The organism is Prauserella sediminis (assembly GCF_014195435.1).
GTDB lineage: Bacteria > Actinomycetota > Actinomycetes > Mycobacteriales > Pseudonocardiaceae > Prauserella > Prauserella salsuginis.
In genome coordinates this window covers 17,576-42,482 of record NZ_JACIBS010000008.1, presented here as the reverse complement: position 1 = coordinate 42,482, position 24,907 = coordinate 17,576, and the positions used below count along the sequence as shown (strand labels likewise).

At 71.2% G+C, this 24,907-nt stretch carries 21 protein-coding genes; 14 read left to right on the top strand and 7 right to left on the bottom strand.

Going from position 1 to position 24,907, the window contains the following annotated elements:
- Positions 1-57: 57 nt before the first annotated feature.
- The 3 genes from aceA (at position 58) to FB384_RS23710 (ending at position 4,230) form a co-directional block, all read left to right on the top strand.
- Complete coding sequence (aceA, locus tag FB384_RS23720) at positions 58-1,335, top strand: isocitrate lyase (RefSeq protein WP_183787063.1); 1,278 nt, start codon at positions 58-60, stop codon at positions 1,333-1,335.
- A gap of 153 nt (positions 1,336-1,488) precedes the next feature.
- Positions 1,489-3,096, top strand: a complete 1,608-nt coding sequence (gene aceB / locus FB384_RS23715; RefSeq protein WP_183787062.1) for a malate synthase A — start codon at positions 1,489-1,491, stop codon at positions 3,094-3,096.
- 327 nt (positions 3,097-3,423) lie between these two features.
- Entirely contained in the window at positions 3,424-4,230 is an 807-nt protein-coding gene (locus FB384_RS23710) for a Pr6Pr family membrane protein (RefSeq protein WP_183787061.1), read from the top strand.
- On the opposite strand, the gene FB384_RS23705 is transcribed toward FB384_RS23710, so the two are convergent.
- Positions 4,187-4,633, bottom strand: a complete 447-nt coding sequence (locus FB384_RS23705; protein WP_183787060.1) for a MarR family winged helix-turn-helix transcriptional regulator — start codon at positions 4,631-4,633, stop codon at positions 4,187-4,189. The two genes, FB384_RS23710 and FB384_RS23705, sit on opposite strands and share 44 nt — an antisense overlap.
- A 47-nt stretch (positions 4,634-4,680) precedes the next feature.
- Here FB384_RS23705 and FB384_RS23700 point away from each other — a divergent pair, with 47 nt between their 5' ends.
- Positions 4,681-5,079, top strand: a complete 399-nt coding sequence (locus FB384_RS23700) for a DUF5313 family protein (protein WP_183787059.1) — start codon at positions 4,681-4,683, stop codon at positions 5,077-5,079.
- A gap of 406 nt (positions 5,080-5,485) precedes the next feature.
- Positions 5,486-6,298, top strand: coding sequence for a S1 family peptidase (locus FB384_RS23695; protein ID WP_183787058.1), 813 nt, complete (start codon positions 5,486-5,488; stop codon positions 6,296-6,298).
- 133 nt (positions 6,299-6,431) lie between these two features.
- Here FB384_RS23695 and FB384_RS23690 read toward each other — a convergent pair whose 3' ends face one another.
- Complete coding sequence (locus FB384_RS23690) at positions 6,432-7,700, bottom strand: glycosyltransferase family 4 protein (RefSeq protein WP_183787057.1); 1,269 nt, start codon at positions 7,698-7,700, stop codon at positions 6,432-6,434.
- 410 nt (positions 7,701-8,110) lie between these two features.
- On the opposite strand from FB384_RS23690, the gene FB384_RS23685 reads away from it, so the two are divergent.
- Positions 8,111-10,393, top strand: a complete 2,283-nt coding sequence (locus FB384_RS23685) for a glycoside hydrolase family 2 protein (RefSeq protein ID WP_183787056.1) — start codon at positions 8,111-8,113, stop codon at positions 10,391-10,393.
- Between the two features lie 31 nt (positions 10,394-10,424).
- Here the strand turns inward: FB384_RS23685 and FB384_RS23680 are convergent, their stop codons facing one another.
- The 4 genes from FB384_RS23680 to FB384_RS23665 all read right to left on the bottom strand — a co-directional run bounded on the left by FB384_RS23680 (position 10,425) and on the right by FB384_RS23665 (position 14,019).
- Complete coding sequence (locus tag FB384_RS23680; RefSeq protein ID WP_183787055.1) at positions 10,425-11,933, bottom strand: 1,4-alpha-glucan branching protein domain-containing protein; 1,509 nt, start codon at positions 11,931-11,933, stop codon at positions 10,425-10,427.
- On the bottom strand, positions 11,930-12,700 hold the full coding sequence (locus FB384_RS23675; RefSeq protein WP_183787054.1) for a class I SAM-dependent methyltransferase: 771 nt from the start codon (positions 12,698-12,700) through the stop codon (positions 11,930-11,932). Before FB384_RS23675 ends, FB384_RS23680 begins: the two co-directional genes overlap by 4 nt.
- Positions 12,701-12,775: 75 nt before the next feature.
- Entirely contained in the window at positions 12,776-12,961 is a 186-nt protein-coding gene (locus tag FB384_RS23670) for a hypothetical protein (RefSeq protein WP_183787053.1), read from the bottom strand.
- Between the two features lie 176 nt (positions 12,962-13,137).
- On the bottom strand, positions 13,138-14,019 hold the full coding sequence (locus tag FB384_RS23665; RefSeq protein WP_183787052.1) for a DegV family protein: 882 nt from the start codon (positions 14,017-14,019) through the stop codon (positions 13,138-13,140).
- 194 nt (positions 14,020-14,213) lie between these two features.
- Between FB384_RS23665 and FB384_RS23660 the strand changes: the two genes are divergently transcribed.
- From FB384_RS23660 to FB384_RS23640, 5 genes are all read left to right on the top strand, one after another.
- On the top strand, positions 14,214-14,999 hold the full coding sequence (locus FB384_RS23660) for an electron transfer flavoprotein subunit beta/FixA family protein (RefSeq protein WP_183787051.1): 786 nt from the start codon (positions 14,214-14,216) through the stop codon (positions 14,997-14,999).
- A gap of 32 nt (positions 15,000-15,031) precedes the next feature.
- The gene (locus tag FB384_RS23655; RefSeq protein WP_183787050.1) at positions 15,032-15,991 is read left to right on the top strand and encodes an electron transfer flavoprotein subunit alpha/FixB family protein; all 960 of its coding nucleotides are present in this window, start codon (positions 15,032-15,034) and stop codon (positions 15,989-15,991) included.
- A gap of 159 nt (positions 15,992-16,150) precedes the next feature.
- Positions 16,151-16,918 carry a GNAT family N-acetyltransferase gene (locus FB384_RS23650; RefSeq protein WP_183787049.1) on the top strand — a complete coding sequence of 256 codons (768 nt, stop codon included), beginning with the start codon at positions 16,151-16,153 and terminating at the stop codon, positions 16,916-16,918.
- Positions 16,915-17,925, top strand: coding sequence for a lysophospholipid acyltransferase family protein (locus tag FB384_RS23645; RefSeq protein WP_183787048.1), 1,011 nt, complete (start codon positions 16,915-16,917; stop codon positions 17,923-17,925). Before FB384_RS23650 ends, FB384_RS23645 begins: the two co-directional genes overlap by 4 nt.
- A 222-nt stretch (positions 17,926-18,147) precedes the next feature.
- Positions 18,148-19,224, top strand: coding sequence for a Glu/Leu/Phe/Val dehydrogenase (locus FB384_RS23640; protein WP_183787047.1), 1,077 nt, complete (start codon positions 18,148-18,150; stop codon positions 19,222-19,224).
- A 94-nt stretch (positions 19,225-19,318) separates the two neighbouring features.
- On the opposite strand, the gene FB384_RS23635 is transcribed toward FB384_RS23640, so the two are convergent.
- Positions 19,319-21,442, bottom strand: coding sequence for a VanW family protein (locus FB384_RS23635; RefSeq protein WP_183787046.1), 2,124 nt, complete (start codon positions 21,440-21,442; stop codon positions 19,319-19,321).
- Between the two features lie 505 nt (positions 21,443-21,947).
- Here FB384_RS23635 and FB384_RS23630 point away from each other — a divergent pair.
- The 3 genes from FB384_RS23630 to hisH all read left to right on the top strand — a co-directional run bounded on the left by FB384_RS23630 (position 21,948) and on the right by hisH (position 24,831).
- The gene (locus FB384_RS23630; protein ID WP_183787045.1) at positions 21,948-22,955 is read left to right on the top strand and encodes a PHP domain-containing protein; all 1,008 of its coding nucleotides are present in this window, start codon (positions 21,948-21,950) and stop codon (positions 22,953-22,955) included.
- Positions 22,956-23,034: 79 nt separating this feature from the next.
- The gene (locus FB384_RS23625; RefSeq protein WP_183787044.1) at positions 23,035-24,192 is read left to right on the top strand and encodes an MFS transporter; all 1,158 of its coding nucleotides are present in this window, start codon (positions 23,035-23,037) and stop codon (positions 24,190-24,192) included.
- Between the two features lie 9 nt (positions 24,193-24,201).
- Entirely contained in the window at positions 24,202-24,831 is a 630-nt protein-coding gene (hisH, locus tag FB384_RS23620; RefSeq protein ID WP_183787043.1) for an imidazole glycerol phosphate synthase subunit HisH, read from the top strand.
- The last annotated feature ends 76 nt before the right edge of the window (positions 24,832-24,907 follow it).

Genomic DNA, 24,907 nt, shown 5'->3' with positions numbered 1-24,907 from the left:
GTCATGGTCGATCTACACAGCGAGTCAATCGCAAAGTTCGCAAAGGTGGAGAGTTCGATGGCACAGAACCTGGAGCAGACGGCCGCGGAGCTGAAGAAGAAGTGGGACAACGACCCCCGTTGGAAGGATGTCGAGCGCGCCTACACCGCGGAGGACGTCGCCAAGCTGCGCGGCAGCGTGGTCGAGGAGAACACCCTCGCGCGCCGTGGTGCCGAGAAGCTGTGGGACCTGCTGCACACCGAGGACTACGTGCACGCCCTCGGTGCGCTGACCGGTAACCAGGCCGTCCAGCAGGTGCGTGCCGGCCTCAAGGCGATCTACCTGTCCGGTTGGCAGGTCGCGGCCGACGCCAACCTGTCCGGCCAGACCTACCCCGACCAGAGCCTGTACCCGGCCAACTCGGTCCCGGCCGTCGTGCGCCGCATCAACAACGCGCTGGGCCGCGCCGACCAGATCGCCTGGTCCGAGGGCAACACCGACATCGACTGGTACGCCCCGATCGTCGCCGACGCCGAGGCGGGCTTCGGTGGCCCGCTCAACGCGTTCGAGCTGATGAAGGGCATGATCAACGCCGGCGCCGCGGGCGTGCACTGGGAGGACCAGCTGGCCTCCGAGAAGAAGTGCGGTCACCTGGGCGGCAAGGTCCTCATCCCGACGAAGCAGCACGAGCGGACGCTGAACGCCGCCCGGCTGGCCTCCGACGTGATGGACGTTCCTTCGCTCATCATCGCCCGCACCGACGCCGAGGCCGCGACGCTGATGACCAGCGACGTCGACGAGCGCGACCAGCAGTTCCTGACCGGCGAGCGCACGTCCGAGGGTTTCTACAAGGTCCGCAACGGCATCGAGCCCTGCATCGAGCGTGCCAAGGCCTACGCGCCGTACTCCGACCTCATCTGGATGGAGACCGGCACGCCGGACCTCGAGGTGGCCCGCAAGTTCGCCGAGGCGGTCAAGGCCGAGTACCCGGACCAGATGCTCGCCTACAACTGCTCGCCGTCGTTCAACTGGAGCAAGCACCTCGACGCCGACACGATCGCGCGCTTCCAGCGTGAGCTCGGCGCCATGGGCTTCAAGTTCCAGTTCATCACGCTGGCCGGCTTCCACGCGCTGAACTACTCGATGTTCGACCTGGCCCACGGCTACGCCCGCAACGGCATGACCGCCTACGTGGACCTGCAGGAGCGCGAGTTCGCCTCGGAGGACCGGGGTTACACCGCCACCAAGCACCAGCGTGAGGTCGGCACCGGCTGGTTCGACCTCGTGTCGACCGCCCTGAACCCGGAGAGCTCCACCACGGCGCTGACCGGTTCCACCGAGGAAGCGCAGTTCTGAGAAAACACCGTGTCACGGCCCGTTGCGTAGCGCTCATGCCGTGACACCCCCATAGCGGGTGGGCCGGTCACATCCACCGGGCCGGCCCACCCGCTTTCCCGACCACTCCGCAGCGCCCGCCGCCCGGAGTGCCCGCCCGAGAGGGGTCCGATCATGGCTGACAGGTTCGACCACAGGCTGACCGTCACCGGCGAGGCCGCAGGTCGCTACGACGAGATCCTCACCCCCGCCGCGCTCGCGTTCGTGGCGAAGCTCGACAACGCCTTCGCCGAGCGCCGCCGTGAACTGCTCGACGTGCGGCGCCACCGCCGCGAGCGGATCGCCGCAGGTGAGGAGCAGCTCGACTTCCTGCCCGAGACCGCCGCGATCCGTGACGACGCCTCCTGGCAGGTGGCGTTGCCGGCCCCGGGGCTGGAGGACCGCCGAGTGGAGATCACCGGCCCGGTCGACCGCAGGATGACCGTGAACGCCCTCAACTCGGGTGCGAAGGTGTGGCTGGCCGACTTCGAGGACGCCACGTCGCCCACCTGGGAGAACGTGGTCGGCGGCCAGCTGAACCTCTACGACGCGATCCGCCGGGACATCGACTTCGAATCGGGCGGCAAGCACTACACGATCGGCGAGGACCCGGCCACGCCCGTCGTCCGGCCGCGCGGCTGGCACCTCGTGGAGAAGCACGTCCGCATCGACGGGCGGCCGGTGTCGGCGAGCCTGTTCGACTTCGGCCTGTACTTCTTCCACAACGCCAAGCGGCTCGTGGCGAAGGGACTCGGACCGTACTTCTACCTGCCGAAGCTCGAGAGCCACCGCGAGGCGCGGCTGTGGAACGACGTGTTCCGCATGGCGCAGCGGGAGATCGGCCTGCCCCAGGGCACGATTCGGGCGACCGTGCTGATCGAGACGATCACCGCGGCGTTCGAGATGGACGAGATCCTCTACGAACTGCGAGAGCACGCCGCCGGGCTCAACGCCGGCCGCTGGGACTACATCTTCTCGATGATCAAGACCTTCGGCGACGCCGGTGCGGACTTCGTCCTGCCCGACCGCGGCGACGTCACCATGACGGTCCCGTTCATGCGTGCCTACACCGAGCGGCTGGTCCAGACCTGTCACCGGCGCGGGGCCCACGCGATCGGCGGTATGGCCGCGTTCGTGCCGAGCAAGGACGCCGAGGCCAATGCCGTCGCGCTGGAGAAGGTCCGTCAGGACAAGCAGCGTGAGGCCGCGGACGGGTTCGACGGTTCGTGGGTCGCCCACCCCGGTTTGGTGGAGACCTGCCGCGAAACGTTCGACGCCGTCCTCGGCGACGAGCCGAACCAGCTCGCCGTGCGGCGCGACGACGTCGACGTCACCGCGGCGGACCTGCTGGACGTCGCCAGCGCGGGCGGCGAGGTGACCGAGGAGGGTGTGCGCGGCAACATCAACGTCACGCTCCGGTACCTCGACGCGTGGCTGCGCGGCACCGGCGCCGCGGCCATCCACGGGCTGATGGAGGACGCCGCCACGGCGGAGATCGCCCGCTGCCAGGTGTGGCAGTGGATCCGCCACGACACCAAGCTCACCGACGGCACGGTCGTCACGCGTGAGCTGGTCACCGAATGGCTCGACGAGGAACTCGCCGCGGTGCGTGCCGATCTTGGGGATGAGACCCGGCTGTCCGACGCGCGTGAGCTCTTCGTCGAGACCGCGCTCGGGGAGAAGCTGCCGGGCTTCGTCACCACGGGTGCGTACGCGCGCTACCTGACCAACGCCACGGTCTGAGCAGCGCGACCCCGGGCACCGTCTGCCGCGCCGCCGCCTGGCGGCAGACGGTGCCCGTTCGCGTCTCCCGGAAAGAGTCACTGCGGCCGGAGCGGCTCTGTCAGGATGACGCGCATGGCAGGGCGGACACCCCAGGGGCCTGCGCAGGGCCCGCGGTCTCAGCAGCCGTACGGCGACCCGCGACAGCAGGCTCCGCAGGATCGGCTGTCCCACGGACAGCCATCGCACGGACAGTCGTCACAGTGGTCGCCTCCGCCGGGGCCGCCGGAGCCTGTGTCACCGGGACAGGGGCCGCCGCAGCCGGCAGCGGGGTCACAGCCGCCGCGGGTGCCAGGGGCTCCGCAGGGGGCGCATCCTCCGCCGCCGGGCTATCCGCCGCCCGGATACCAGGCCCCGCAAGGGCAGCCGGCGCAGCCGTCGTACGGCGCGCCGCAGCCCCGGCGGGTGCACCCCGGTGTGCTGGCCGGGGTCAGCGTGTGGCGGCTCGTTGTCGCCGCGTGTGCCCTGTACGGGGTCGGCGACGCGACCGGCTGGAGCGAGAACTTCGAGGCACTGAGCCAGCTCGCCAGCCTGCTCGCGGGCATCGTCTACCTCGGACTGCTGGCGTATCCGCTGTTCACGGCAGGCAGGCGGCACGAGCCGCGCAGTCCCTGGTTGCGCGGCGCCACGACCGTGCTGTTGCTCCTCGTCGCGGGTGCGTTCTTCGGGCTCATGGGCGGCGATCCGGATTATCTGCCGTTCGAGCACATCGTGACGCCGCTGCTGGTGCTCGTGGACTGGTGTGCCGTGGGCCGGAATCAGGCCGACACGCGGTGGTGGCACCCACTGACGTGGATCGCGTTCCCGCTGGCCTACCTCGTGTACTACCTCGCCGCGGGGCTGAGCATCTACGGGTTCCTGGACCCCGGTGACGACGAGTTCGCCGGCATGATCGCCGTGTTGCTGATCGCGGTGGTCGCTGCCGGCTACGTGCTCTACGGCATCGGCAAGCTGGGCGCCGCGGTGCGGCGGGCGAACGCCCCGGCCGCACCGCCCGCTCACGGTGGCCCGCCCGCTCACGGTGGCCCGCCCGCTCACGGTGGCCCGCCGCTCAGTGACGCGCGGCCTCGATCACACGGTGCAGGGCGCCGTTGAGCCGCTCGAGCTCCGCGACGTCGAGTCCCAGGCGTTCGACGACGCGGTACGGGATGTGCTCGGCCTCGGTGCGGAGCCGTTGCCCCGCATCGGTCAGTGATACCTCGAGGGTGCGCTCGTCGCCTGCGCGTCGCCTGCGTGCGATGTAGCCCAACGTCTCCAGACGTTTGAGCAACGGCGACAGCGTGGCGGGTTCGGAGCACAACGTCTCGCCGAGGTCGCGCACGGAGCGAGGGGACCGTTCCCACAGCGCGAGCAGCACGAGGTACTGCGGATGCGTGAGCCCGTGTGGTTCGAGCAACGGCCGGTAGACGCCGATGACACTCCGGGACGCGACCGACAGGGCGAAGCACACCTGCCGTTCCAGCGCTAGCGGATCCTCTCCCAGATCGATGTCTGTCATCACCGTCACCCCGTTCGGTTAGTGCATTAACTGTTAGCCTATCGATTATGGCGGCGAGCGAGGAGAAGGTGCGTCCCGGTCCGATCCACTGGCTCCGGTACTCGGTGGGTGGCCGGCTGCCGGCCGACCTCGCTCCGTGGGTGCTGAAGGACGCGACGAGCCGGGCGTGGCGTTGGCGACTCGCCGCGCGCAACCTGGTGTATCTGGTGCCGCTCGCGTCCGTGTGGTTGCTGTTGCCGGGCCCGTTGGGGCTGCGGCTGTCCCTGTCGCTGATGGCGATCGTGGTGGGCGTGTTCTACTCCCAGGCCTACGGTGACGAGAGTGTCGAACTGCGCGTCGCCAAGCACGGTTTCGCCTACGGCCAGGCGCGTGCGATCCGGCGTGAGCGGGCCATCGCGGCCGACGCCGCGAACCGGGAGCTCTACGAGGCGATCTACCGGTCGTGAGGCGCGGCCGCGGCGAGTTCGGGGCGCGTCTCAGGGGCGCATCGGAAGGCCGCGGGCCGCGGGAGGTGCGGTGTGCGCTCGGTGCCGCGCTCTTGGCCTCCGTCGTCGCCGCGCCCGCCGTGTCCGGGGTGCCGCGAACGGGCCTTTCGCACCGTGCCGGGGCCACACGTGTGGACCGTTCGTGACGATCTGACAAGGAGCGGGAGCGGGTGTCCGCCGGGAGGAACCGACGGCCGTAGGTGGTGCGGACCTGCGCATTATCCGCCCTGCGACCAGGAACAACACAGATCGCGCCGCGAGGCAAGACCCGGTTTTTGCCAGTACTTCCGTCGCTTGTCGGGCACGGGTGCGGTGCGCTGCCATGGGTGGGCGGTCAGTGACTTTCCCACATTGGAGGTAGCTCCCCATGGCTCGAAACGCACGCAACTTCGCCCGCGCCGCGGGCGTGAGCGTGGCGGCGCTGGCGGTCGTCTGCGGCTCGTTCACGGTCGCGCACGCCGACGAGACCACCGGCGTCACGCCCAACGTCGTCGGCGGGTCGCCCGCCGACATCGCCGATTTCCCCTACGCGGTCGCGCTCACCGACGCCTCGGGTTTCCAGTTCTGCGGCGGCTCGCTCATCGCCGAGGACAAGGTCCTCACGGCGGCACACTGCGCCGAGGGCCAGGATCCGGCCGACGTCGTGGCTGTCACCGGTCGCACCGACCTGACCACCGACGAGGGGAGTGAGACTCCGGTCAGCGACATCTGGGTACACCCGGACTACACCAGTGTCACGAGCGGGGCCGATGTCGCGGTGCTGACACTCTCGTCACCGGTGACCGACGCCGAACCGATCGAACTGGCCTCCGCCACCGACGATCCGAGCTACGAGCCGGGTACCGACGCGACGGTTGCGGGTTGGGGCACCACTTCGGAAGGTGGTTCCTCGTCGGACACCTTGCTCCAAGGCGCCGTGCCGATGACCTCGGACGAGGACTGCGCCGCGTCCTACGGCTCCGAGTACGACCCCGAGGGAATGGTTTGCGCCGGCTTCCCGGAGGGCGGCGTCGACGCCTGTCAGGGTGATTCGGGCGGCCCGCTGGTCGTCGACGGCAGGCTGGCCGGTGTCGTGTCGTGGGGTAACGGCTGCGCGCGTCCGGACAATCCAGGCGTGTACGCCCGCGTCGGCACCTACGCCGACGACATCGCACAGCAGCTGACCTCGGCCCGGGCATGAGGCCGGGTGGGGAACGGCCGCCCCGGCGTTCCCCACCCGCCCGGCATGTTCCGGAACGGGCGCGCAGCCCGGAGCCGTGCGGTGGTTCCGCCCGGCGTCTAGAGGTCGCCGTGGTGTTTAGTCGCCGTGGCGCCTAGATGGCGCCGTGGTGCCTGTCGAACACGTTGCCGGTGGGGATCTTCGGACGGGCGAGGTCCTGTGGGCCGCCGGGCCGGGCGCGCCGATACACCTCGGCGGTGCTGGCGGCGATCCGTGCCCAGTCGAAATCGGCGGCCAACCGGGACTGCGCGGCGTGCGCGCGGCGTTCCGCGGCGCCGCTGTCGGCCAGCACGGCGTCGACGGCGCCGGAGATGGCCGGCACGTCGCCCGGATCGAACGCCAGGCCGGTCTCGCCGTCGATCACGACCTCACCGAGGCCGCCTGCCGTGGATGCCACGAGGGGACGTCGGGCCGCGGCGGCCTCGAGCGCGACGATGCCGAACGGTTCGTACCGGCTGGGCAGTACCACCGCGTCGGCGGCGGCGAGCACAGCGCGCAGGCGCAGATCGGGAAGGTGGCCGACGAAGTCGATCGCCTCGGACAGGCCGAGCGTGCCCGCCTGCTCGACGAGCTCGTCGTGGTGCCTGCCGACGCCCGCCACGACCAGCCGGGTGCCGGGATGCCGGCCCCGCACCTCGGGGAGTGCGGCCAGCAGGTCCTGCACGCCCTTCTCCCATTCCAGCCTGCCGAAGTACAGCAGCAGGGGAGCGCCGTCCGGGCTGTGGCGTTCGCGCGCGGTGGTGATCTCGTCGATGGGGACCTGCCAGCCGCGTTCCTCGATGCCGTTGTGGATCACGCTGATCGCCTCCTGATCGAGGTCGAACAGCTGTGCCACTTCGCGGCGCATCGCCTGCGAACACGTGATGAGCGCATCGGACCGGTTGGCCAGCCACCACTCGGCCGAGTGCACCTGTTGGTTCAGCGGGTGCGACAACCATCCCGAATGCCTGCCGGCCTCGGTCGCGTGGATCGTCCCGACCAACGGCACACCCGCCGTGTCGGCGAGTGCGACCGCGGGGTTCGTGACCAGCCAGTCGTGCGCGTGTACCACGTCGGGCGGCCATTCGCGTACCAGCCGGGCACCGGCGCGGATCATCGCGTGGCCCATCGACAACGTCCAGGCCACCAGATCGCGTTCGAACGTCACGTGCAGCGGGTCCTCGGCCACGCGGATGATCCGTACGCCCTCGGCTACCTCGTCGGACGTCGGATGCGTCTCGGCATCGGTCCCCGCGACATGCCGGCACAGCACCGTCACCTCGTGGCCGTCGGCGACGAGGTGACGGGCCAGGGCGTGGACATGCCGGGCGAGCCCGCCGACCACGACCGGCGGGTACTCCCACGAGAGCATCAACACGCGCATGGTTGGAGGTTACTCATCGGTATGGGTACCGGCCAGCTACACCCGGCCGAGTGGTCGGTACGCCCGTCGCTCCGCCGGTGGCGATCGCGCACGGTTCACCCGATGAGCGGGACGCGCCGCGGTATGGAGGGGAGGACCATGGCCGTCCGGGTCGTTCGTGCGGCGGCTCGGGGTGCGGAGTCCCGCACGCGTCCGCCAGGGCCGTGCGGGACTTCCGTTGTCTCGCCTCACCCGTGTGGCGGCCGCGGCGTCGTTCGGGCGTTCCGGTGCCGGGAGATGACGCGACCCGGCGGCGCGGTCCGGCAGCGCGATCGGGTGCCGGAGGCGGTGCCGCGGGGCGGTGCCGCGGGGCGGTGCCGCGGGTGCGTGTGCCGGTGCCCGCGCCACGGTTTCTGGAACCATCGGTGGCGATGAACGCCGACATCACATCGCACTCCGCCGTGAACTCCGCAGCAGACTCCGCCGCCCAGTCAGCGCCGGAACACGCCCGGGACACCACCGCGCACCCTGTCGAGGATCCCACCGCAGCTCCAGTGGCGGAGCCCGGGACGGCTCCCGCATCGGGGCCCTCCGGGTCGACCACCGGGTCGACCACCGGGTCGGCGACCGGGGCCGACGCGCACGCCCTGGCAGCCGCATCGGCGCCGACGGCACCCGCCGGGCCCGTGGCACCCGATGCGGCCGGGCCGTCCGACGAGCTCGACCGCGATCCCGACCGCACGGCCGCGATCGGACCCGACGGCAGGCCGGTCGCGCCGTTGACGACGCCGTGGACCGCCGACGTCGACCCGGACGACCCGCTGCCGGAACATCCGCGCCCGCAGCTCACCCGTGGTGACCGGTGGCGGACCCTGAACGGGCGGTGGGAGTTCACCGCTGCGAGCGCCGACGGGACGCCGCAGCGCAGGGACGAGATCGTCGTCCCGTTCCCGCCCGAGGCCGCACTCTCCGGAATCGGCCGCCGGGCGGAGCGGATGTGGTACCGGCGCACCTTCGACGTGCCAGCGGACTGGCGCGCAGGCCGGATCCTGCTCCACTTCGGGGCGGTCGACCAGATCGCCACGGTGTGGGTCAACCACCAGCTCGTCGCACGTCACGAGGGCGGATACACGCCGTTCAGCGTCGACATCACCGACGTGCTGCGGGCCGAGGGCCCGGCAGGCAGCGCCCCGGACGGCAGGGGGAGCGGGGAGCAGGAGATCCTCGTGCGTGCCGAGGACACGGGTAACAGCGGCACCTTCCCCGTCGGCAAACAGGCCAACCGGCCCGGCGGGATCCTCTACACCGGCGCGTCCGGTATCTGGCAGACCGTGTGGCTGGAAGCCGTGCCGCACACCCGTATCGACCGGCTCGACATGACCTCGGACCTCGCGGGGTTCGCCGTGACGGCAGCCGTGTCCGGGGCCGAAGAACCCGCAGCGACCGGCGCCGTCGTCGAGGTCGAGGCCGCAGGCGTGACGGTCACGGGGATGCCGGAACGTCCGGTTCGGGTCGAGGTGCCGTCACCGCGGCCGTGGAGTCCGGAGGATCCGCACCTGTACGACGTCACCGTCCGGCTGCGCACCACATCGGGTGCGCTGCTCGACGAGGTCCACAGTCATGTCGGCCTGCGCACGGTCGGTCTGGTCCGCGACACCGAGGGCCGTCCGCGGATCGCTGTCAACGGGCGGATCACGTTCCTGTACGGCCCGCTCGACCAGGGCTACTGGCCGGACGGCATCTACACCGCTCCCACGGACGAGGCGCTGAGGCACGACCTGGAACAGGCGAAGGCCTACGGCTTCAACACGGTCCGCAAACACGTCAAGGTCGAGCCCGCCCGCTGGTACCACTGGGCGGACCGGCTCGGGCTGCTCGTATGGCAGGACATCCCGTCGCTGCCGATCGTGCTCGACAACCCTCCCGGCCCGCAGGCCCGTCCCGTGGACCGAGCCTGCGGGCGGTTCGAGGACGACCTGGCCGACATCGTCGCGACGCTGCGGTCGGTCACGTCGCTCGTGGTGTGGACACCGTTCAACGAGGGCTGGGGTGAGTACGACACCGCGCGAATCACCGAGGAGCTGGTGGCGGCCGACCCGGAACGGCTCGTCGTCGCCGACAGCGGCGTCAACTGCTGTCATTCGCACCCCGACTCCGGGGCCGGGCACATCTACGACGACCACACCTACGTCGGCCCGGGTAGGCCGCTCGCGACCGATCATCGGGCCACGGCCGACGGTGAGTACGGCGGGCTGGGACTGGCCGTCGAGGGACACCTGTGGCCGGGTGAGCCCGTGGCCTACGAGCTGACCGGCTCCGCCGAGGAGCTGACCCGCCGGTACGTCGAGGTGGCTCGCGAGTTGCGCACCGTGGTGCGCGAGCTGGGGCTGTCCGCGGCGATCTACACGCAGACCACGGACGTCGAGAACGAGGTCAACGGCCTGCTGACCTACGACCGCCGCGTGCACAAGGTCGACCTCGACGCCGCGGCCGAGGCCAACCGCGCGGTGCTCGCCGAGGGCACCGGCGACCCCGACGCCGCTGGCACGGCCAGCGTCGACCCGGCCACCGGTGGGACGGGCGCCGCCGGAACGGGCACGGGTGGGACGGACAGCGCCGAGCCGGGCGCCGGTGAGTCGCCTATGGGCGCGGGGAGTGCCGGTGGTTCGCGTGACGACGACGCAGTGGCCGGACCGGACCGATCCGCCGGTTGAGCCGCTCCGGCAGAGCGAGCGGGCCTCGAGGTCAGAGCGAACGGGCGTCGAGGCGGCCGAACGGGCTCGCCCTGCGCCGCTCGGCGGCCAGTCGGCCGCCGCGCGGGTCGCCGGCGCGATGCAGGGCCGCCAGCTCGTCGAAGCGGGCGGTGTGCTCACGGGCGCGCCGGCGCGCGTAGTCGGCGGCCGAGTCCTTGGTGACCATGAAGGCCCAGTCGCTGGACAGGGCGAGCAGTGCCTCCCGTAGGGCCTGATCCGCGACCGGGTCGCGATGGTCGCGTGGCACGTCCAGCGACAGCAGCCGCTGCTGCAGCCGGGTGTTCGCGTCGACCATGTCGGCCACCTGTTCGCCGTCCCACACGCGCCAGTCCTTGCCCGATCCCCACGAGGAGGCGGGCAGCTCCACGGGCGCGCCGACGTGGCCGGCGTCGACGGCGCCGCGCAGCGTCGTCACACGGACCCCGGCTTCCGGCAGCGCGCGCAGCACGCCCTCCAGCCACTGCGGCCCTTCGTGCCACCAGTGCCCGAACAGCTCGGTGTCGTAGGCGGCCACCACGAGCGCTTCGCGACCGTCACGTGCGCGCAACGACCGCAGTCGGGTCACGACGGTGTCGACGAAATCCTTCACGTGCGTCTGCACGGTGCCCGCGGCCCTGGCCGGGTCGTAGGGCGCCTTGTCCTGAGGCGGGACCTCTTTGCCGGTGACGCGTGACGGTTTGATGCCCACCTCGTGTGCCCACGTGTGGAAGTCGCGGTACGTCGCATGTCCGGGGTAGCCGGCCTTCGGCGACCAGACCCGGTAGGTGACGTCGAGGTCGCGGCCGAAGCAGACCACGCCGGAGTCGCCGACCGTACGTGCCGTGGCCGTGTCACCGTGGAGGGCCGGGCCGTCGACGAGGAAGCGCTGCACGCCCGCCGCCGCGTACGTGTCGGCCATGCCCGGTGCGTAACCGCACTCCGGCGCCCAGATGCCCGCGGGCCGGTTGCCGAGCCGTAGCGCCGTGTCGGCGAGTCCTTCCGACAGCGCGAACCTGCGGACCCGGTCGTCGAGCAACGGCTGGAACGGGTGCGCCAGTGGGCCGCCGAGGAGTTCGACGACATCACTGTCCACAAGCGACCGCAGGACGGGGGAGAACCCGTGCCGCCACGTCGTCTCGAGTTCACCCAGCGCGTGGGTGGCGGCGCGGTGTTCGTCGGCCGCGAGGTCGGACAGGAGCGGGTCGCCGCGCCACAGGCTCGCGGCGTGCTCGGCACGCAGTCGCCACGTGCCGAGCCAGTCGTGCATCGCGCGCAGTGCGTACGGATCGTCGAGCTGTGCCGCCAGCACCGGAGTGACACCGAGGGTCAGCACGTCGCGTTTGCCCTCGTCGGCGAACCGACGCAGCAGGTCCATCACCGGCAGGTACGAATGGGCCCACGCCTGGTAGAGCCATTCCTCACCGACCGGCCAGGTGCCGTGGTGCGGCAGCCACGGCAAGTGGCTGTGCAGTACGAGGCAGAACGTGCCCTCGGAGTCGCTGCCGGATCCCGCGCCCGTCACGGCCGCACCGCCACGGCCACCAGGTCGAGGCTCGCGTCGAGGTCGTGGTCGTGAATGTCGAAGTCCTCGGCGCGGATGGCGGCGACGTCGGCGAGGAGCGCGTCGGGCCACTGCGCCTGCCCTGGCAGCGAGCCCATGACGACCTCGAGCTGGGCGTCGATGATCGACCCGCCGTAGCGCTCGTCGAGCGACCGCACGCCGGCACCGTGGTGCAGCCCCGCGAGCCGTTCGACCGCGAACCCGGCCTCGCGGAGCATCTCGTCCAATTCGGAGGGTGAGAGTTCCCGGGTGTGATACGGGTTCAGCGGGGTGTCGCTGTCGGGGGTGAAGGTGAGCCGGTTCGGGGTGGTCAGCAGGAGCCGTCCCCCCGGCCGGAGCACCCGGCGACATTCTGCGAGGAATCCGTACTGGTCCCAGAGGTGTTCGAGCACCTGAAGGTTGGCGACGACGTCGAGCCGGTCACCGGCCAGCGGCAGCGCCGCGAGGTTGCCGTGCAGCGCCTGTACGGCGGGGTAGCCGCGGGCGACGTGGCCGATGGCGGACCGGTCGTAGTCGAGCGCGACGACCCGGGCCGCGTGGTCGGCGATCAGGCCGGCGCCGTATCCCTCGCCGCAGCCCGCCTCGAGGACGATGGCGCCCGCGCAGTACGGCAGCAGCGCGTGATAAGCGGCTTCGTGCCTGCGGTACCAGTAATTCTCCTCCGGTACGCCCGGCACGGTGCGCTCACCGGTGAGGTGCAGGGCTTCGGCGCGCGTCGTCGTGTCCACGCCGAGAGACTAGCCGCCGTGCTGTGCCGTCCTACCTGCCGGTAACCAGACGCGGGCGCCGTCCGAGAGAACCGGTCAGCGGGACGTGGGCGGCTGTCCACCGCCGCGGGAGCCACCCGCGCCCTTGCGGATCTTGTCGAAGGCCTCCTTGGCCTGCTGGCGCTTGTGGGGGTCGCGGGCCATCCGCTTCGCCTCGGAGATCGCGCGCCTGCCCGCCGGGCTCTTCGCGAACCGGGCCACCTTGTGGAACAGCGATGCCATGTGTGGTCCTTTCCGTCGGCCGTCCGGCCGGTCATCGGGTCCGGCTGCGGGGCGTCTCACCCCGTCCGGCGCCGGCCGCGTCCTACAGTACCGGCGAGGGAGTGGCCATCGGGGTGATCGGTGGCAGTACGAGACGTTCGGAGCGATACCGCCGCCGGCTCACCGGATACGCGGGGTCATTGGGCCGGGGAGACGGTGATCCCCAGTGCTCCCGGGCCGACGTGTGCGCCGATGACGGTGCTTCCCTGTACGAGCGTGAGGTCGCCGAGGGAGGGTAGGCGCCTGCGGAGCTCGCCGGCGACGCGGTGTTCGCGGTCGCCGACCTCCATCGAGGAGATGGCGACGTCGACGGTTGCCTCGCCCGCGTGTGCCACGGCCAGGTCGACGAGTTTGGCGAGGGCACGTTTGGTCCCGGGGACCCGCGCGAGCGGCGCCACCTCGCCGCTTTTGAGCGTCAGGATCGGCCGGATCGACAGCGCGGATCCGATCACGGCGGCCGCACCGCCGATACGTCCGCCCCGGCGCAGGTAGTCGAGCGTGTCGACGTAGATGAGCTCGATGCTGCCGCGGATGCGGGCGTCCGCCGCGCTCATCACACGTTCCACCGGTGCGCCGGCGGCCGCGGCGCGCGCGGCCGAGACAGCGGCGAAGCCGAGGCTCATGTTCGTGGTGCCGCTGTCGAGGACGTACACGGGAACGCCGACCTGCTGAGCCGCCTCGCGGGCCGCGTCCGCCGTTGCCGAGAGCTTGGTGGAGATGTGCAGGCAGACGATCGCGGTGGCGCCCGCGCTCACGGCGTCCTGGAACGCCCAGAAGAACGCGCCCGGGTCCGGGGGTTGCGTGGTGACCGGTTCCTGGGCGCGCAATCGGCGCACGAGCTCGTCGCGGTCGTAGCGGTTCTCGTCGTCGGCCCGGTCGCCGACGACGACCTGGACGGGCACGACGGAGATGTCCCACTGCTTGGCGGTCCGCTCCGGCAGGCTGGCCGTGGAATCGGTGATCACTGCGACAGGCACGCGACTGACGCTACCCGGCGGCCGGCCAAAGTTTGCACCCATTAGGGGGAGTGTCATGCAGCATGCGCACACACGACGTGCACGTGGTGTAATGACGAGCGGATCGGGCAGTTATCTGAACGATCGTCCCACTAAAACGCGATTCCGGGTGAACGTGGTCACCTAGGCGCGCGTACCAGTGGTTTTGCGCCTAATCTACCGACCAGTAACGCCCTGCATTGCGCCTAAGGAGTTCCATGACCAACATCGTTGTACTGGTCAAGCAGGTGCCGGACACGTACTCGGAGCGCAAGCTCAACGAGAGTGACCACACCCTCGACCGCGAGTCCGCCGACGCGGTGATCGACGAGATCAACGAGCGCGCCGTCGAAGAGGCACTCAAGATCAAGGAGGCTGGCGAGGGCGAGGTGACCGTCCTGTGCGTCGGTCCCGACCGAGCCACCGACGCCATCCGTAAGGCCCTGTCCATGGGCGCCGACAAGGCCGTCCACGTCTCCGACGAGGCCCTGCAGGGTTCGGACATGGTCGCCACCACGAAGGTCATCGCCGGTGCCCTGGGCAAGGTCGACGGCTACGACCTGGTCATCGCCGGTAACGAGGCCTCCGACGGCCGCGGCGGTGCGATCCCGGCGATGCTCGCCGAGATCCTCGGTGTGCCGCAGCTGACCCACGCCCGCGAGCTGTCCCTCGACGGCACGACCCTCAAGGTCGACCGCGAGACCGAGGACGGCGTGACCCACCTCGAGGCGAGCCTGCCCGCCGTCGTGAGCGTCACCGAGAAGATCAACGAGCCGCGGTACCCGTCCTTCAAGGGCATCATGGCCGCCAAGAAGAAGCCCGTGGAGACCGTCACGGTCGCCGACCTCGGCGTCGACGCGGGTGAGCTCGGCCTGGCGGGCGCCGCCGCGACCGTGCTCGAGGTCGCACCGAAGCCGCCGCGCGCCGCGGGTGAGCGGGTCGACGACGACGGTGACGGCGGCACGAAGGTCGCCGAGTACCTGGTCGGCCAGAAGCTCATCTGAGACAGACCTCATCCCACTCAAGGAGACGAACCATGGCTGAAGTACTCGTGCTCGTCGACCACGTCGACGGTGAGGTCAAGAAGTCCACGTTCGAGCTGCTCACCGCCGCTCGCTCGCTGGGCGAGGCGTCCGCGGTCGTCGTCGGCGCCCCGGGCACGGCCGGCAAGGTGAAGGACGCGCTGGCCTCCTACGGCGCGGCGAAGGTGTACGCGGCCGAGTCCGATGACGCCACCGGCTACCTGGTGACGCCGAAGGTCGACGCGCTCGCCACCGTCGCGGGGCAGTCGTCGCCGGCCGCCGTGCTGGTGTCCGCCACGGCCGAGGGCAAGGAGGTCTCGGGCCGGCTCGCGATCCGCCTCGGCGGCGCCGTGCTCGTCGACGCGGTCGGTGTGAACGCCGACGGCTCGGTCGACCAGTCCATCTTCGGTGGTGCCTTCTCGGTCAAGTCCAAGGCTGCCAAGGGCACGCCGGTCGTGTCGGTGCGCCCGGGTGCGGTCGAGGCCGAGCAGGCCGACGGTGCCGCCGCCGAGGAGACGGTGGCCCTGCCCGCCGCCGACCCGGCCAAGTCCGCCAAGGTGACCGGTGTCGAGCCGGTCGTAGGCGGCGACCGGCCCGAGCTGACGGAGGCGTCGATCGTCGTCTCCGGTGGCCGCGGTGTCGGCTCGGCCGAGAAGTTCGACGTCGTCGAGAAGCTGGCCGACTCGCTCGGTGCCGCCGTCGGTGCCTCGCGTGCCGCCGTCGACTCCGGCTACTACCCGGCGCAGTTCCAGGTCGGCCAGACCGGTAAGACGGTCTCGCCGCAGCTGTACGTCGCGCTCGGCATCTCCGGTGCCATCCAGCACCGCGCCGGCATGCAGACGTCGAAGACGATCGTCGCGGTCAACAAGGACGCCGAGGCCCCGATCTTCGAGATCGCCGACTTCGGTGTCGTGGGCGACCTGTTCGCCGTCGCTCCGCAGCTGACCGACGAGGTCGCCAAGCGCAAGGGCTGAGACACCCACGCTCGCAGCACACGGCCGCCTTCCCGCACTGCGCGGGGAGGCGGCCGTTCGCGTGTGAGGCCGGTGTGAACGGAGCGTTCACCGGGTGTGCAGCCACCGGCCACGGCCGGTGCCCGCCGCGGTTTGCCTGCCGACGCGAGCATCCCTGTCATGACGCGGTCACAGCCCCTGCTCAGTACGGACCGGACGGCGGGCGGTGCGCGGTACTCACTGCGCGTCGCCTCAGGGGAGGACGAGGTGCTCGCCGCGCAGCGGCTGCGGCACCGGGTCTTCGCGGAGGAAATGGGCGCGCGGCTCGCACCAGGGCCGGGCGGTGCGGACGTCGACCCGTTCGACGCCTTCTGCGACCACCTCGTGGTCACCGACGACGAGACCGGAGCGATCGTCGGCACCTACCGGATGCTGCCGCCGGACCGGGCGCGCGAGGCCGGGCATCTCTACTCCGACACCGAATTCGACCTCTCTGCACTGAACCCGCTGCGTGGTTCGCTCGTCGAAACCGGACGGTCCTGTGTGGACGCCGACCACCGGACGGGAGCCGTCGTCAGCCTGGTGTGGGCGGGTATCGCGCGGTACATGCTGCTGTCCGGGCATCGGTACCTCGCGGGCTGCGCCTCGGTGCCGCTCGCCGACGGCGGCGCGCAGGCCGCGGGCGTCTGGGACATCGTGCACAGCAAGCACTTCGCCGACGAAGCCCACCGCGTGACACCGCTGCAGCCGTGGCGATGCGACGAGCTCGCCCGGCCCGCCCGCCCGGTCTTGCCACCGCTGCTGCGCGGGTACGTCCGCCTCGGTGCACGGGTCTGCGGGCCACCCGCCCACGACCCGGACTTCGACGTCGCCGACTTCTTCGTGCTGCTCGACCTGCAACAGGTCGACGAGCGGTACCTCAAGTACTTTCTCGGAGCCGCGGTATGAGCCACCCGTGGATGCCCGTGTCGCCGTGCGGCGACGGCTGTCTCACCCCGGAGGCGACTCGCGTCGGCGCGGTGCGGCGGGCGTTGCGGCTGACCGGGGCGGCGCTGGTCGTCACCGCCGGTCTGCTGCTCGTGCCGGTGCTGGCGATACCGCCCTGCCGCGACCGCGTCGTACGCGGCGTGTTCCGCGGGCTGCTGGCCGCGCTGGGAATCCGGCTCGTGGTCCACGGTGAGCTCGACGGCAGCGGCCGCGGTGCACTCGTGGTCAGCAATCACATCTCGTTCGCCGACATACTCGGTCTGAACGCGACGCGTCCCATGCGGGCGCTCGCGAAACGGGAGATCGCCTCGTGGCCGGTGCTGGGAACGCTGGCGTCGCGGGCGGGCACGGTGTTCCTCGACCGCGAGCGGTTGTCGGCGCTGCCCGCCGCCGTGGACGCGTTGGCCACGGCGCTGCGCTCCGGGGCATTGATCACCGTGAATCCTGAGGGCACGACGTGGTGCGGTTCGGCGTCCGGCCGGTTCCGCCCTGCGCTGTTCCAGGCGGCGATCGACGCGGGTGTGCCCGTGCGGCCGGTGGCCGTCCGGTACCTGGCGGGCGGCCGGGAGACGACCCGGCCCGCGTTCATCGGCCCCGAGTCGCTCATCGCCTCGCTGCGGCGCACCGTCGCCATCCCCGACCTGACGCTCGAACTGACGGTGTGCCCCGAGATCGCACCGGGCCGCGCCGGGGATCGACGGGAACTAGCGGCGCTCGCCGACGCGGCCGTCGCCTCGGCGCTGGGCACGGTCACCGTCGCCGGCGCGGCCCTGCGGCCACGGGGTGGCAGGCCGGCGCCGGTTCCCGAGCCGGATGACGGGGCGGGTGCGTCGACACCGTCGACCGCTACGGCCGAACCCGCCCCGATGCCGGAGGAGACGGCAGGGCGGTCCGCCACGGCGCCGGTGTCGAGGGAGCGCGTGTCGAGCACGGCGGTGCCGAGGGCGGCGGTCCGTCACCGACCGTGACCCCGGCGGCGCGCGGCTGCCGACGTCACGCGGCTGCGGAGCGCGTGGCACCCGGCAGGGCGGTCGGCGACCTCCGTCGCTTCCCCCTCGCCTCGGCGCGGGGCTATCGTGAGCTCGCGCGGTGTGCGCTGCGGCAACCCCGCAGCCGTCGCCGTGGACCACAACCGATCCCGACCGGCGCCGACCGGCGCCGCGCCGGAACCGACAAAGGAGTCACCACCCGTGACCGACGGTGTATTCGGCCGCGAGAGCGGCCACGAGCAGGTCGTCTACTGTCATGACCGTGCCACCGGACTGAAGGCCATCATCGCGGTGTACTCGACCGCGCTGGGCCCGGCACTCGGCGGCACCCGCTTCTACCCGTACCCGGACGAGGACGCCGCACTCGACGATGTGCTGGCCCTGTCGAAGGGGATGGCCTACAAGAACGCGCTCGCCGGACTGGACCTCGGCGGTGGCAAGGCGGTCATCATCGGTGATCCCGCCACGCTCAAGACAGAGGCTCTGCTGCGTGCCTACGGCCGGTTCATCCAGTCGCTGAGCGGCCGGTACATCACGGCGTGCGACGTCGGCACCTATGTGCGCGACATGGACATCATCGCCAGGGAGACCGGTTTCGTCACCGGCCGCTCGCGCGAGGAAGGCGGTGCGGGTGACTCCTCGGAGCTCACCGCGTTCGGTGTCTACCAGGGCATGCGCGCCTCGGCGGAACACGCCTGGGGAAGTCCTGAGCTGAAGGGCAAGCGGGTCGGTGTCGAAGGCGTCGGCAAGGTCGGCAAACTGCTCGTCGGCCACCTGGCGCAGGCAGGGGCGGAGATCGTCATCACCGACGTCGACGAGCAGGCCGTCGACCAGGTCCGTGCGGTCCACCCGTCGGTGGAGGTCGTCGACGACACCGCCGCACTGATCGCGTCCGATGTGGACATCTTCGCCCCGTGCGCGCTCGGTGGTGTGCTCGACGACGACACCGTGCCCGCGTTGCGCGCGGCGATCGTTTGCGGCGCCGCCAACAACCAGCTCGCCCATCCTGGCGTCGAGAAGCTGCTGCAGGACCGCGGCATCCTGTTCGCCCCCGACTATCTCGTCAACGCCGGTGGCACGATCCAGGTCAGTGACGAACTGCGTGGCTACGACGCCGATCGGGCCCGGCTCAAGGCGACGTCGCTGTACGACACGGCCAAGGCGGTGTTCGCGCTCGCAGACGAGGAGGGTGTGCCCGCGGTGACGGCAGCCGACCGGCTGGCCGAGCGCCGCATGTCGGAGGTCTCGCACCTGCGGTCGATCCTCACCGTGGGCTGACACCGGCCGCGCGGCGACGAGAGCGGGCGGGCCCGGTTCGGGCCCGCCCGCTCTTCGTGTTCGTGGTGATCGCCGCCCGGCGTGCTGCCGGGAGTCAGGGCCGGTTGTTCCCGCAGACGATCTTGGGCTGCGGGTTGTAGCGCACCGTTCGGGTCTCCTCGTTGACGGAACCGGAGTCGAGGTCCCGCAGCACCCGCGTGTCGGTCACGGTGAAACCGGGGGCGCCCTCGCTCGGCGAGCAGTCCTCGCCCTCGGGCCCCTTCTTCGTCTTCGGCTTGACGACGTCGGTGCGCTCGCCGGTGCGGGACTGCACGTCGTACTTCTTCGTGCCCCACAGCCGGATCGTGATGTCGTTCGGCGTCCACTCGGTCTGGATCGCCACGCCGTTCGGCAGATTGTTCGTGAAGGCCAGGTCGATGATGCTCGAACCGTCCGAGTTCTGGAACACGGTCGCCTCCCGGCCCTCGGGATAGCGGCTGATGTAGTAGCTGTGCTCCTGGTGGCCGGCGTCGGTCATGCCCGCGAAGTACGACGCGTTGTACAGCGTGGTCGCGAACTGCGAGATGCCCCCGCCGACGGCCTTGCCCGGAGCGCCGTCCTCGATGATGCCCGCCTCGACGTAGCCCTGCGCCTTCGTGCGTGGGCCGGTGTGCTGGTTGAGGCTGAAGGTCTCGCCCGGCTTGACGATGGCGCCGTTGACCTCTTCGGCGACGCGGCGGATGTTGACCCCGGAATCGGCGGCGAAGTCGCCGGTCGTGAACTCGCCGATGACCTCCTTGACGCCGAGCTGCTTGGCCTCCTTCGTCGTGGTCTCGGCTTCCTGCTTCTCGTACTCGGCCTTGATCTCGCGCTGCTGGTCACGCTGCAGCACGTCCATCAGTGGCTGGAACGTCTCTTTCCACTTGATGTGTTTGCCGTCCTTGGACGGTTTGACCGTCGGTGAGCCGCCTTCGAACACGATCTCGGCGTCGCGGCCCTTCTGGACCGTGCTCGACAACTCCTCCTGGACGCCCTCGACCATCTTCTTCCGGTCGATCTTCGGCGTGAGCGTGCCGCTCTCGGGGGTGAAGCTCAGCGCCGCGGCGATCTCCTCCGGTTCGAGCGTGCCGTCGGCGCCCTCGCCGCGGACGAGTACCGGCGCCGACACCGCGGGCTCGGCGACGTCGCGCAGCATCTTCTGCACGTCCTGCGCGCTGACCGAGACCGGGGTGCTGTCGACCGGCAGTGCGATCCGCTTGCCGTCGGCCCAGTCACGCGTGATGACGTTCTCGGCACTCGACACGTCGAGCTTCTGCCCGTTCTTCGGCTCGACGGCCTTCGGATCGGCACCCTCGAACTCGATCGTGCCTTCGACCGGTTCGCGGTCCACGGTCTCCTGCACCGACACGAGCGCGTTCTCCAGCTGGTTGCGCTCGGTCTCCGTGGCGACGTCGACCTCGCGCTCGGTGAACAGGGACGCGATCCGGCTGAACGGGTTGAGCGGCTGGTCGCCCGCGCGGTCGAGGGTCTCCTTCCAGTTCAGCCGGAGTCCGGCCTGCTGGGGGTCGAACTCGTCCTCGACGTCGCCCGCGCGGTACTGCACTGGTTGCGTCATGCGCGGCTCCAGCTCGGAGCGGAGTTTCTCCTCGGCGTCCGCGCGGCTCATGCCGCCCACCTCGACGCCCGCCACGACGGTGCCGCGCGGGACGTCGCCCGAGGTGGCGAACACGTCGACCACGTAGACGAGCGCCAGCACCCCGAAGACGGCGGCGGCGATCAGCAGGGGCTTGCGGGCCTTGCCCAGCGCGGCGAGGCGGCTCTCGCCGCGCTCGTCGTCGCCGGTGTCGCCGGGGTCGGTGCCGTCGTTCCCGGAGCCGGTGCCTGCGGGCCCCGCCGCGGCGCCCTGCGCGGGAAGTGCCGCCGTCAGGTGGTGCGGCGGCGGATCGTCGGCCGGGACGGAGGGGATGAACTGCGTGGTCTCGCTCGCCGTGTCCGGCGACGTCCCGGGCGAGAGCGGTGTGCTCGCAGCAGCGGTGACGACCGTGTCCTCGTCGGAGCCGGAGCCGGAGCCGGAGCCGGAGCCGGAGCCGGAGACCTGCTGCGTGGTTTCCGCGTCCGTCTCCGGCCACGCGATGTGCTGGGTGGCCTCCGCGGAGCCGGCCGGCTCACCCGAGTCGCTCGCCGGGTCCGGCGCAGCGGTGTCCCGGGTCGGCGCATCGCCCGAGTCGACCCCGGGCATCAGCTGCGTGCTCTCCGTAGCAGACTCGGTACTGTCCGTGCCCGCTGGTGGGACGGCGGGCAGAATATCGGTCTGCTCGGTGTGGGATTCGGGCCACTCGTTCGGCTGCGATTCCGAAGGCCCTGGCCACCGAGGTTCCTGCGGCAAAACAACCCCTCCACGCGCTGTGCGTGCAATAACGGACCCCGACTACCGGGTCAAGATACGGCCTGTGTGCACGGTGGTCCGACGCGACCCCCGTCGGACCACCGCAGCTCGTTCTCGCAGGCCGGAACGGGTTACGACGGTCGTAGGGTGCACTGGGCCGGATGGCCGAGGGCACGGTCACGCCGGGTGCGGACGCCGACCGGATCCGGTGATCGGCAGCGCCGCGTGAAAACCGCCGCTGTCCACGATAATGACGTCACCGGATCGTAGTACGCCGACCGCGACCGGCCCGGCCGGCGGACCCTGCGGCCGGACGAGTCCCGCGGCCGGGTGAGCCGCCGAACCGGCGAGGTGAGCGATGGACCCCGTGAACGTGCTGCGCCAGATCGCCCTGCACCTGGAACGCTCCGGGGAGCCGAGCTACCGGGTGCGGGCCTTCCGCAACGCCGCCGCCGTGGTCGCGGACCTACCCGACGGGGAGCTGGCCCGCAGGGTCGAGGCCGGCACGTTGACCGAACTCGCCGGAATCGGGAAGACGACCGCGGGGGTCGTCGCCGAGGCCGTGCAGGGCAGGGAACCGGCATATCTGACGGACCTGGAATCGCGCGGTGCACCAGGCATCCCGGACGGCGGGCCGTTGCATGCAGCCCTGCGCGGGGACTGCCATACGCACTCGGACTGGTCCGACGGCGGCAGCTCCATCGAGGAGATGGCCGAGGCCGCCCGCGCGCTCGGTCACGAGTATCTCGTGCTCACCGACCACTCGCCCCGGTTGACGGTCGCCCGCGGCCTGTCGGCCGAGCGGCTCCGCAGACAGCTCGACGTCGTGGCCGAGTGCAGCGAGCGCCTCGCCCCGCTGCGGATCCTCACCGGCATCGAGGTCGACATCCTCGACGACGGTTCGCTCGACCAGGATCCGGACCTGCTCGAACAGCTCGACGTCGTCGTCGCGAGCGTGCATTCGAAACTGCGGATGTCCGCGGCGGAGATGACCGAGCGGATGCTGACGGCCGTGGCGAACCCGCGGGTGAACATCCTCGGCCACTGCACCGGCAGGCTCGTCGCCGGACGGGGCAGGCCCGAATCGCAGTTCGACGCGAAGGCGGTGTTCGCGGCCTGCCGGGAGTTCGACGTCGCCGTGGAGATCAACTCGCGGCCGGAGCGGCTCGACCCGCCGCGGCGGCTGTTGCGGCTCGCGCAGGAGGAGGGATGCCGGTTCGCCATCGACACCGACGCGCACGCGCCGGGACAGCTGTCGTGGCTGCCGTTCGGCTGCGTGCGCGCCAGCGAATGCGGCGTGACCCCCGACCGGATCGTGAACACGTGGACCGCCGACGAGCTGACCTCGTGGGCCGCTCTGCGGTGAGGCCCTACGGTGAGGCCCTGCACACGTTCCCTGCGCCCGCCCCTGGTGGGAGCTGTACGCACGTACTAGAACTGTCGCCATGCCTGACGACGCATCCGAGGCCCGGCCCCGCGACGAGTCGCCGTGGCGGCACGGGCCGTTCCGGTTGTCGCTCGTCGCGACCGCCCTCGCGTTGACCGGCTTCTCGCTGCTGCTGCCCGTCGTCCCGCTGTGGGCGGTCCGCCAGGGAGCGGGCACGTTCGCCGCGGGCGCCGCCACCGGCGTGTTCATGGCCAGCACCGTGGTGACCCAGCTCGGCACGGGCCTGCTCGTGCGCCGCTACGGCTACCGCACGGCGATCCTCGCCGGCATCGCGTTCCTCGGCGTGCCCACCCCGGTGCTGATCGAGTGGAGTTCCCCCGAGGGCATCCTGACGCTCTCGCTGCTGCGCGGCATCGGGTTCGGCCTGCTGACCGTGTGCGGCAGCGCGCTCATCGCCGAACTCCTGCCGCCCGCCGCCGTTCCTCGCGGCTCGGGCATCTACGGTCTCGCCACCGGCCTGCCGCAGCTCATCGGGCTGCCCGCCGGTCCGTGGCTGGCCGAGCACTGGGGTTTCGTCGCCGTGTTCCTGCTCGCGACCGTGCTGCCCGCGCTCGCACTCCTGCCCGCCGTGTTCCTGCCACCCGCCCGGCCCAGTACGGAACCGGAGCGCGGCGGCGGCTTCCTTCCGACCGTGCGGGAGACGTGGCGGCCGTGGCTGCCGATGCTCGCCGCCTCGACCGGTCTCGGCGCCCTGGCGACGTTCACCCCGATCCTGCTGCTCGCCCCGGGTTCGTCCGTCGCGCTGTTGCTGATGCCGCTCGCCACCACCCTGTCGCGCTGGGCGGCCGGCAGGCTCGGCACCCGGTGGACCGGCCGGTTGCTGACACCGGGCAGGGCCCTGTCGGGTCTCGGTCTGGCGGGCTACGCGCTGTTCAGCGAGGGCGGCCCGGTCTGGCTCGTCGTGATGTCGATGATCGTGTTCGGCATCGGTTTCGGCGCCGTGCAGAACGACTCGCTCGTGTCGATGTTCCAGCGCACGTCGGCCGGCCGCGCGAGCATCTCGTGGAACGTGGCGTTCGACGCGGGTCAGGGACTGGGCGCGGTCGCCGTCGGCGCCATCGTGTCCGGCACGTCGTACGCCGTGGCCTTCGGCCTGCTCGCGGCGTGGTCACTGGCGCTGTTGCCGGTAGCGGTGGCGCCACGGCGCGCCGGGTAGCCTGGAACCGTGCCTTCAGTTGTGATTCTCGACTACGGATCGGGCAACCTCCGCAGTGCCGAACGCGCCCTCGAGCGCGCGGGTGCCGACGTCGAGGTGACCGCGGATCCGCATGCCGCGCTCGAGGCCGACGGGCTGGTCGTGCCCGGGGTCGGCGCGTTCGCGGCGTGCGCCGAGGGATTGCGGTCGGTGCAGGGGGACCGCATCGTCGGCAAACGCCTCGCGGGCGGTAGGCCCGTGCTGGGCATCTGTGTCGGAATGCAGATCCTGTTCGAGCGCGGGGTCGAGCACGGTGTCGAGACCGAGGGCACGGGGGAGTGGCCGGGCACGGTCGAACGGCTCGAGGCCGACGTCCTCCCGCACATGGGCTGGAACACGGTGCGGGCGCCGGAGGGGTCGCGGCTGTTCGACGGCATCGACCCCGGCGAGCGGTTCTACTTCGTGCACTCCTACGCGGTCCGCGAGTGGACCCTGCAGTCGGAGCTCGGCGGCACGCAGCCGCGGGTGACGTGGGCCCACCACGGCGAGGATTTCGTCGCCGCCGTGGAGAACGGCGCGTTGAGCGCCACCCAGTTCCACCCGGAGAAGTCCGGCGACGCGGGGGCGCAGCTGCTGCGCAACTGGGTCACCGCGCTGTAGGCCCCGGTGCCGGGAGCCGTCGGTGCCGGTCCGATGCGGGCGACTGCCCCTGTAGGCCGATCGGCGGAGCCGGGCC